The following is an 8,252-nucleotide window of genomic DNA, read 5'->3' on the forward strand; positions in this document are numbered from 1 at the left end:
GAAGGGCGCCTGACAGATTGGCAAAGCTCGTCGGGAGGTGGCGTCAGGATGTCGGGGCCGCGCATGAGTCGCTGCCGCCGCGCGACGCTCAGTCCATGCGCCGTCGCCATGTGGCGAGGCGCGTCGAGAAGTGGTGTCAGGAGGGCGGGGCCGCACGGGGGTCGATGCCGCGCCGTGCTCAGCCCATCCGTCGACGCCACGCACGCGTGAGCAGGAGTGCGACGGCGACCACACCCACCACGCCCAGAAGCGTCAGCCCGAGCAGCCACAGGAAGATGCGGTCCACCAGCATGGCGGCGCGCTGGAAGGTGTGGTCCACCAACCCGTAGCCGATCTGCTCGCCCTGCTGGAGTGTCTCCACGCGTTCGGTGTGAAGCGCCGCGAGAATCGCCTGCCGCTCGCCTCGCACGTCCCCCATGAGCGCCTGTCGCTCCGACTCGATGAACCCCTGGAGGGCCTCCCTGCCCGCGTCGAGCGCGCTCAGCACCGCGGTCCTCTCGCGGGCCACCATCGCGGGAGTCCCCGCCGCCAGCGCGCCCAACTGGTCCAGCGTGTCCACCACGCGGTCCAGGTCCCGCATCGCCTCCTTCGCGGGCAGCGTCCTCAGGACCTCCTGCGCCATCGACTCCACCTGCCAGCGGGCCTGTCGGGGGAGGGACGCGGCGTAGAGGTCCACGCGCGCGGTGATGTCGCGCACGTCTTCGACGAGTGCCCCCGCCGTCCCCCTCGCCCCCATCCCGGACAGAGACGTCACGTCCGCCAGCAATCCCACGGTGGACACCCGCGCGACGAGCGAGCCCACCAGGGGGTTCTTCGCGGCCCACTCATGGACGAGGCGGTGCGCCGGCGACACGTCCGCATGGCCGGACACGTCCTTCCACAGTGCCTCCACTTCGGCCTCCTGCTCGCGCAACATGCGCTCGGCCTTGGCTGTCACCTCGGGTGACGCCCCCGCGGAGACGGCCCACTGCGGAAGCGCGAGCTCGAGCTGCGCGAGCAGGGCCCACGCATCCACCAGGGCCGCCACGGGGTCGGGCTGGAGCAACGCGGCCTGCATCGCCGGCACGGAGTTGATCTTGAAAGTGGTCATCGCCTCGCGCACGGAGGCCGAGCCCGAGCGCGCGGCGATTTCATCCGAAGAGACCTCCAGCAACCCGGAGAAGCGGCGCGCCATGTCCCGCACCCGCGTACGCAATGCCCCGACGGACAGGTCCGAGCGGCCCACGCGGCGCACCAACTCCGAGCGCGGCGCCGAGACGGTGCAACCGCCAAGGCAGGCGAGTAGCAAGACGCAGCCAGCGAGTCGGCGGACGCGAGACATTGGAGCGCAGGCAACCTGGGCATGTCCGCCCGCGCCGACGAGTGTTCCCGAGGACACGCCCGTGTCCGACGCCTGACGCTCCCATACGTCAACGGCGTCGGACACGGGCCCGCACGTCACTTCTTCCCGGGCTTGGGCGGGAAGCGCTCCAGGATTTCCTTCACGGACTTGTCGATGTTCGACTGCCGCTTCTCCGCCTTGGCGTTGTCGTCAATCTCCGCCTGCGCCTGCCCGCGCCAGACGAGCTTCTTGGACTCGGCGTCCACGATGTCCAGCAGGAGGGTGCCCTGCTCGTACTCGCGCACATACGTCTCGGGCGCGGACATGGCGACGGTCCCACCGCCGTAGAACGGGTCCCACATCGAGTTGTACGGATAGCCGTAGTAGGAGTTGACGGTGTCCGCTTCAATCTTGTTGTCGATGGCCCCATGCCAGCCGATGAGGAAGTTGGGGTTCGCCCCCGCATCCACCTTCTGGTAGCCGTGCGACTGCAGATACGCGTCGGCCGCGTGCTGCACCTGGCCACCGACGATGGGATTGTAGACGCGCTTGTCGGTCCCCTCTGGCTGCGGGAGCCACGCGTAGGTCTTGTATCCGTCGATCTGCTGGACGGCGCTGGGGTCGTAGTTGCTGCTCACGTCGATGCTCGCGCAGGCCGTGAAGGCCAGGCCCAGCAGCAGGGGTGCGAGTCGGGGCAGTAGACGCATGGAAGCCTCCTCGGTGGCGGCGCGGCACGCGCCGTTGGCTCCCTGACGGTAGGCACGGGCGCTCATCGCCCCCGGGGACGGATGCCCGTCCGTCCCCGACTCCAGTCTCATTCCCGAGGGAGGGGCCTCAGTCTTCGCCCCGAGAGTCCCCCGGCAGCTCGTTCTTCCAGAATCGCTTGGTCTTCACTCCGCCGCCGCGCGCGAGGGCGAGCGCCAGCTTCGCCCGCTTCTCCGGAGCAAGCTCCTTGGCCAGCGCCTGGTACATCTCCCGGTCCAGCGCGGCGATGCGCTCGCGCGCCTCGAACGCACGCTGCGCGGCGGCGTCCACCTGGGCCAGCGCCGCGCTGTCGCCCCGCGCCGCCTGATGCAGCGTGCGAGCCGCGTCGCGAACCTGCTCCCGCAGAGGCCGCCGCTTCTCGTCGAAGCGCCGCAACGTCTCTTCCATCTTCAACGCCTGCGCGTTGTCCAACTCCAGCGCGTCCGACAGCGTCAGCACCTGCCGCAGCCGCATCCGCTTCTCCGCGCGCTCCATCCGCTCGGCCTCGCGAGGCTGCTGCTCCGCGCCCTCCTTGTTGCCGGGCCGGGCCAGCGCCAGCCAGGGCACCAGCACCACCGTCACCGCCACCCACGACTTGCGAGTCATCGTCTTCACAGCGTCTCCCCCAGCAGCGCTTCCTCGTCCCAGCTCTCGACGTCGTCGAGCGCTTCCTCGTCTTCCCACTCGGAGCTGGCCTCCAGCGGCTCCAGCCCCGCCCAGGCCTCGAAGTCCGCCAGCGCCCGCGCTTCCACCGCGCGCTCCTCGGATGGCAGCTCCCGGGGCTCCGGCGGGGTGTTCCAGTCCCAGGGGCGCGGGATGCCTGGCACCAGGACCATCACCGCCACCGCCGCTGCCGCCGCCACCAACGAGCCCACGGTGCGTCGCCGCAGCGCCTGGCTCATGCGCTCCCGCTTCCATGTGTCCAGCGCTCGCTGGGGCAGCGCTTCCTGTGCGTGCTTCTCCGCCGCCGTCGGCGCGGGCAACGTCAAGAGCGACAGGACCTCCACCGACGCGGCGAAGGCCTCGCGGCACCCCGCGCACGACTCCAGATGGTGGAGCAGGGCCACGGTCTCCGACGCCTCCAGCGCCCCCGCGGCGTGGAGATCCACCCGCGCTTCCTGGTCAGGGCATGCAGCCATCAACGCATCTCCTCGGGCTCGCCCACCCGCGCCTTCAGGCGCTTCACCGCATGGTGGAACTGCACCTTCGCATTGTTCTCGGTGATGCCGAGCGTCTCCGCGATGTCCTTGAACGCCAACCCGGCGTCCACGCGCAGCGTCAACACCTCGCGCTGACGCCTGGGCAGCGTCAGCACCGCCTCGCGCACCTCGCGTGCTCTCTCCGCCCGCTCCAGGCCGTCCTGCGCGGACTCGCCAGGGGCCTCCGCCACCTCGTCGTTCGCGGCCTCCACCAGCACCGGCCGCCACCGCTGGCCGTGCCGCGCGTGGTTCTTCGCCAGGTTGAGGGCGATGCGCACCAGCCACGCGCGGAACGGCGCCGGGCCCACGGGCGTGAAGCGCGCGAACACCCGGCGAGAGGCCTCCAGCGCGCGCAGGAAGGCGGCCTGCGTCAGGTCCGCCGCGTCCTCGGGCCGGGTCGTGTAGCGGCGCACCAGCGAGAAGACGAGCGCCCGGTGCCGCGTCACCAGCACCTCGAAGGCCGCCTCCTCGCCGTCCAGGAAGACACGACAGAGCACCTCGTCCGGCGCCCGCTCCAGGGCCAGCCGGCGAGACGGCATCGCCACCACCCGGCCGCCTGTCTCCCTGATGCTCACGACGCCTTCAACCCCCGAGCCGCCCCCAGGTTATTTTTCGACGCGTTTCCGCCATCGCATCAATTCAGGAATCTCAGGAAATGACAGCGATTTGGCCGACACTCGGTTGTGACGTCGGGTTGCCCTGTTCGCTCGGCCGCTGTCAGAATGGCCGCGGTTGGTGCAACCCACGGACTTCTCATGGTTCTGGAAGGCTCGGGCTCTCGCATCAAGGGGGGCGTGCTCATATCCCGCTTGAACATGCTGCGCCGGCACGGCGGGCAGGTTCGGGTGGACGAGGTCCTCGGGCGGCTGCCCCCGTTGGACCAGGCATTGCTTCGCAAGTCGATATTGCCGGTGGCCTGGTATCCGCTGGAGCTGAACCTGCGGCTGGACTCGGCCATCGCGGAGGTGCTGTCGCCGGATGACGAGGGCCGGGCCTTCATCGACATGGGCCGCGCGTCCGCGGACGAGTCGCTCCACGGTCCGCAGCATGCCTTCGTGAGGGCGGGGGACCCACACTTCCTGTTGAGCCAGGCGGCGCGCATCTACCGGTTCTATTACGCGGTGGGCTCGCGCACGTACGACTGGACGGGGCCCCGGTCCGCGGTGCTGCGCACCTTCAGCGCGGAGAACGTCACGGAGGCCGACTGCCTCACCATCATCGGCTGGCACGAGCGAGCCATCGAGCTGTCGGGCGGTCAGTCGCCGCGAATCACCCACCCGATGTGCCGCGCCCGGGGCGCATCCCATTGCGAGTACTACTGCCTCTGGGACTGAAGCCCGGGGTTCAGGCGGCCGTGTCGTAGGCGACGGAGAGCGGGGTGGACTCGAGGTAGCGCAGGACGTCATCCAGGTGGCGGTACACGCGCACCTCGTGGCGGATGATGTCCTCGATGCGGCCGTCGGGGCCGATGATGAACGTGACGCGGCGGTCCACCCGGAGCACCGGCCAGAGCACGTCATAGGCCCGGCTGATGACCCGGTCCGGGTCTCCGAGCAGGGAGAAGTGGATGTCTTCCTTCTCCGCGAAGGCGCACTGGGTGCGCTGGGTGTCCACGGAGACGCCCACCAGCTCCGCGCCCAGCTCCTGGAGGCGGTGGTGGTTGTCCCTGAACGCCCGGTTCTCGATGGTGCAGCCGAGCGTGAAGGCCTTGGGAAAGAAGAACAGGACGACCCTGCGGCCCCGGAGCGCGGACAGGCTCAGGGGCGCGCCATGGCAGTCCGTGGCGGAGAAGTCCGGCGCGAGGTCTCCAATGGCGAGCATTCCGACGGCTCCCTTTCTGGTGGCCGCGACGGTCCACCGGTACCACGTTTTCCGCGCGAGTCCGGGGACGTATTCCCCACCGGACGCCACCCGTTCTCCCCTCGACTGCGGGACTGTGTCCTTCCCAAGTCCCGGGGAGGGGCGCGTCCTGCATCGCATGGTTGGAGTCACCGGGGTGTTAAGTAATGTTGAGCGCTGTGCCAGGGGGTGGAGCCGTCAACGCACCCGGCGACGCCCGGTGCGGCGCTCACACCCCCCTCACTCCCGCGGAACGTAAGCCAGGCCGTCAGGGGCTTCAGCGAAACCCATGGGGGTTGAACAGGGGCTGTCTGTTCTGCTGGCAGTCGATGGTCTGCTGGATGAGGTTCGGATGGCGGAACGGGAGCAGGTTCATGCCCGGCGCGGCGAGTCCATCCGCCTCCAATTTGCTCTGGAGGAACTCGAGGCTCTCCTTGGGGGTGACTTGCGACTGGCAGGACTCGTCCAGGTAGACCTTGGGGTCGGGAAGGTAGTGGCCGGAGGCGGAGTCCGCCTGGGTGACCTGGCCTCCTTTCGCCAGCAGCATGCCCGCCGCATACACGTCGCCCCCTGACGCCAGATAGCTGTGGGGCACGGCGTTGTTCGTGGTGGCATCAGTCCCCGTGTAGGAGATGGCCACCCGCCCATCCTTCGCGCGGTGGGAATAGGCGTAGTAGCCGTCCTGGGCCAGGTCGTTCGGGCCCGACAGGAAGCTCACCCCGGGAATCTCGGTCGGGTCTTCGGGATAGCTCCACCTCCCCGTGGCGAATGCATTCAGCCAATCCTTCCAGACGCCATGATTGGACCAGGTCTTCGGCGCAACGGGGGCGTCGGCCATATCGCACGTGGGAAGAGGCATGGGCAGGAAGCTGTCCATGAGGCCGGGGACCTTGCACACGTCCTGCCGCAGGCCGGTCATGTTCGTCAGCGCGTTCGACGGGCCACTGGGGCCCATGGGGAGCGACATCGCATTCGCCTTGGGCAGGATGTTCTCCACCGCGCTCTGGGCCGCGAGGAACATGGTGCCGTACTTCAACACCTTCCACGCGAGCCCACCCCAGCCTCCCGAGTCCTGCTGCGTGTCCTTGTCATCAAGGTCCTCCTGCGGCCCCACCGGGTAGTCCGTCCCCTCCCGGGCATTCAGCTGCTGGGTCAGCAGGTCCGCGGCGTCTTCGTAGTACTCGAACTCCTGGTCCTCCCCCATGGCCGCGAGCTGCTGCTTCATCTCGGGCCAGTAGCGGTCGGGAATGCCTTTGTCCCAGAGGAACTCCTCCACCGTCTTCCAGGCCTCGTCGACGCTCTCCGTGATGTCACCACTGGTGATGCGCATGCGCTGGACGACGGGGGCCCGTGGTGGGCCGCGCTGCAGCGCCGCCACCCTGGGGCTCGTGTTCAGCAATTGCTGGTAGCCGGACACGCGCTGGACCGGAGGGCTCTGATTGGCGCGTTGCTGGCATTGCGCGAGCCCCCGCTCCGCGCTCGTGTGGACTCCCTCCCCGCTCACGGTGCGCGAGGGATGGGCCATGCCGTGCATCTCAGAGGGGGCTGCATAGGCCGTCGCGCGCATGGGCTCAGCTCCTGTGGGCTGTCCCAAGAATAGACGCGGGGCTCGCCTCGGAAACAGTTGCTGGCGAGTCCTCCCACTCGAAGGGACTCGCCGCGTCGGGCCCCCTACCCGTGGAGTCGAGAGGGATGGGGATGGATGTGATGCGGAAAGCCCTGTCATGGAAAGCCGCTACAGCGCGGGCGCGCGCCGCGTGGATGGGATTCAAGGCGCTGTCCGGGGATGTCGGGTCGTCAACGGTGCAGCCACGCCATGTCACTGGGTTGAGAGGATATGGTGCTCGGGGGTTGTCTGGAATTCGTGATGGGATTGCCCTGGGTGGCGGGGTGTCTGTTTTGTGGAGTGCGTTGTGATAGTCCTTGGGGGCGCCAATCCAGGCGTGACCGGCGTACCGGGAGGTTGCACATGGAACATTCGAACCGTGATGAAATCCTTGCGCAGACCCTGATGGAGATGCAGAGCGCGGAGCCCGAGGGCTTCGAGAGCTCCGGACTGAACCCCTGCAACCTGAGCGACTCCAACGCCGAGCACACCATCGGCATGTGGTCGATCTGGACCACCGAGCAGAACAACTAGTCGCACCGCGCGACTTCGCGGGCACCTGCCCCAGGCGCTGGTGGTGGCCTGGGGCAGGCGTAAAGGCCGGGCGGGACGTCTGGCGCGGTGTTCATGCGCAAGGCCCCGAGCTTCAAACCATGGGCAATCTCAACCTGCTGCCGCAGCACATCCGGGGAGTCGCGAGATGAGCAAAGTGGACGAGCGAGTCTGGGCCGGCATCGATGTCCTGCTTGATGATTACGCGCGCCTCGTGCCGGAGGACCAGGTCCTCGTGGCCTACACGCCCGAGAGTCGCGAGTCCGCCGCGTGGATTGCCACCGTCTTGCGGATGCGTGGGATGGAGGCGGCCTTGTTGGGGATGCGGCCCAAGCCCTTCCCGGACGAGACCTTCCCTCAGCGCCTGGACGCGGCGTTGCCGCCTGCCGAGAGCCTCAAGGGCAAGCTGGTCATCATCACCGTCGAGCGCGACTCGATGTCGCACATGATGACCTTCCGCAACGCGCTGGCGCGCTATGACTTGGACAAGTGGCTGGCGGTGCGGATCATCAACGCCTCCCAGGACTTCTTCCTCAAGGCGCTGAACGTCAGGTCCGGGATGTTGTCGGAGCTCAACGCGGGCTTGCTGGACCGGTTCATGAAAGCGCGCGAGCTGAAGGTGAAGACTCCATCGGGAACGGACCTGCGCATCGGGCTCGACTCGGAGCGGTACCGGTGGATCAGCAACCGGGGCGTGTGGCGTCCTGGGAGCTTCGTCATCCTGCCCGCGGGAGAGGTGGCCACCTTTCCGGGCACCGTGGACGGTGTCCTGGTCGCCGACGGGGCCTTCAACATCAATGCCTTGACGCAGGTCGATGCGCGTCTGGCGAAGAATCCCATCCGCATCCGGATTCAGGACGGCCATGCCGTCGATTACGAGTGTGACAGTCCCGAAGTGAGCCGCCTGGTGGAGGCGGTCTTCGCCCAGCCCAACTCCAGACGGGCTGTCTCTTATACACACTCCGAGCCGACGAGACCGAGGCTGACCTCG

Annotated in this window: 10 protein-coding genes; 3 read left to right on the top strand and 7 right to left on the bottom strand. The window is 68.2% G+C overall.

The features are described 5' to 3' along the window. Positions 1 to 178: 178 nt before the first annotated feature. The 5 genes from FJV41_RS11890 to FJV41_RS11910 form a co-directional block, all read right to left on the bottom strand. Positions 179 to 1,426: a chemotaxis protein gene (locus tag FJV41_RS11890; protein ID WP_246137160.1), complete on the bottom strand. Its 1,248-nt coding sequence runs from the start codon at positions 1,424 to 1,426 to the stop codon at positions 179 to 181. A gap of 11 nt (positions 1,427 to 1,437) precedes the next feature. Beyond that, positions 1,438 to 2,028: a DUF4136 domain-containing protein gene (locus FJV41_RS11895; protein WP_141642572.1), complete on the bottom strand. Its 591-nt coding sequence runs from the start codon at positions 2,026 to 2,028 to the stop codon at positions 1,438 to 1,440. A gap of 127 nt (positions 2,029 to 2,155) precedes the next feature. Then, positions 2,156 to 2,671: a hypothetical protein gene (locus tag FJV41_RS11900; protein WP_141642580.1), complete on the bottom strand. Its 516-nt coding sequence runs from the start codon at positions 2,669 to 2,671 to the stop codon at positions 2,156 to 2,158. A 5-nt stretch (positions 2,672 to 2,676) separates the two neighbouring features. Beyond that, entirely contained in the window at positions 2,677 to 3,204 is a 528-nt protein-coding gene (locus FJV41_RS11905; protein ID WP_141642573.1) for a zf-HC2 domain-containing protein, read from the bottom strand. Next, positions 3,204 to 3,839, bottom strand: coding sequence for an RNA polymerase sigma factor (locus FJV41_RS11910; protein WP_141642574.1), 636 nt, complete (start codon positions 3,837 to 3,839; stop codon positions 3,204 to 3,206). Before FJV41_RS11910 ends, FJV41_RS11905 begins: the two co-directional genes overlap by 1 nt. A 180-nt stretch (positions 3,840 to 4,019) precedes the next feature. On the opposite strand from FJV41_RS11910, the gene FJV41_RS11915 reads away from it, so the two are divergent. Beyond that, on the top strand, positions 4,020 to 4,598 hold the full coding sequence (locus FJV41_RS11915) for a TIGR02265 family protein (protein ID WP_141642575.1): 579 nt from the start codon (positions 4,020 to 4,022) through the stop codon (positions 4,596 to 4,598). A gap of 10 nt (positions 4,599 to 4,608) precedes the next feature. Here FJV41_RS11915 and FJV41_RS11920 read toward each other — a convergent pair whose 3' ends face one another. Together FJV41_RS11920 and FJV41_RS11925 are read right to left on the bottom strand one after the other, a co-directional pair. After that, positions 4,609 to 5,085, bottom strand: a complete 477-nt coding sequence (locus FJV41_RS11920) for a peroxiredoxin (protein WP_141642576.1) — start codon at positions 5,083 to 5,085, stop codon at positions 4,609 to 4,611. 295 nt (positions 5,086 to 5,380) lie between these two features. Next, positions 5,381 to 6,670, bottom strand: a complete 1,290-nt coding sequence (locus FJV41_RS11925; RefSeq protein WP_141642577.1) for a hypothetical protein — start codon at positions 6,668 to 6,670, stop codon at positions 5,381 to 5,383. A gap of 402 nt (positions 6,671 to 7,072) precedes the next feature. On the opposite strand from FJV41_RS11925, the gene FJV41_RS52175 reads away from it, so the two are divergent. Both FJV41_RS52175 and FJV41_RS11930 read left to right on the top strand, forming a co-directional pair. Beyond that, on the top strand, positions 7,073 to 7,243 hold the full coding sequence (locus tag FJV41_RS52175; protein WP_174457234.1) for a hypothetical protein: 171 nt from the start codon (positions 7,073 to 7,075) through the stop codon (positions 7,241 to 7,243). Between the two features lie 166 nt (positions 7,244 to 7,409). Next, positions 7,410 to 8,252 (top strand): 2,5-dihydroxypyridine 5,6-dioxygenase NicX family protein (locus FJV41_RS11930; protein ID WP_141642578.1); only part of this gene is annotated, 843 nt, incomplete at its 3' end.

This window comes from Myxococcus llanfairpwllgwyngyllgogerychwyrndrobwllllantysiliogogogochensis (assembly GCF_006636215.1).
Lineage (GTDB): Bacteria > Myxococcota > Myxococcia > Myxococcales > Myxococcaceae > Myxococcus > Myxococcus llanfairpwllgwyngyllgogerychwyrndrobwllllantysiliogogogochensis.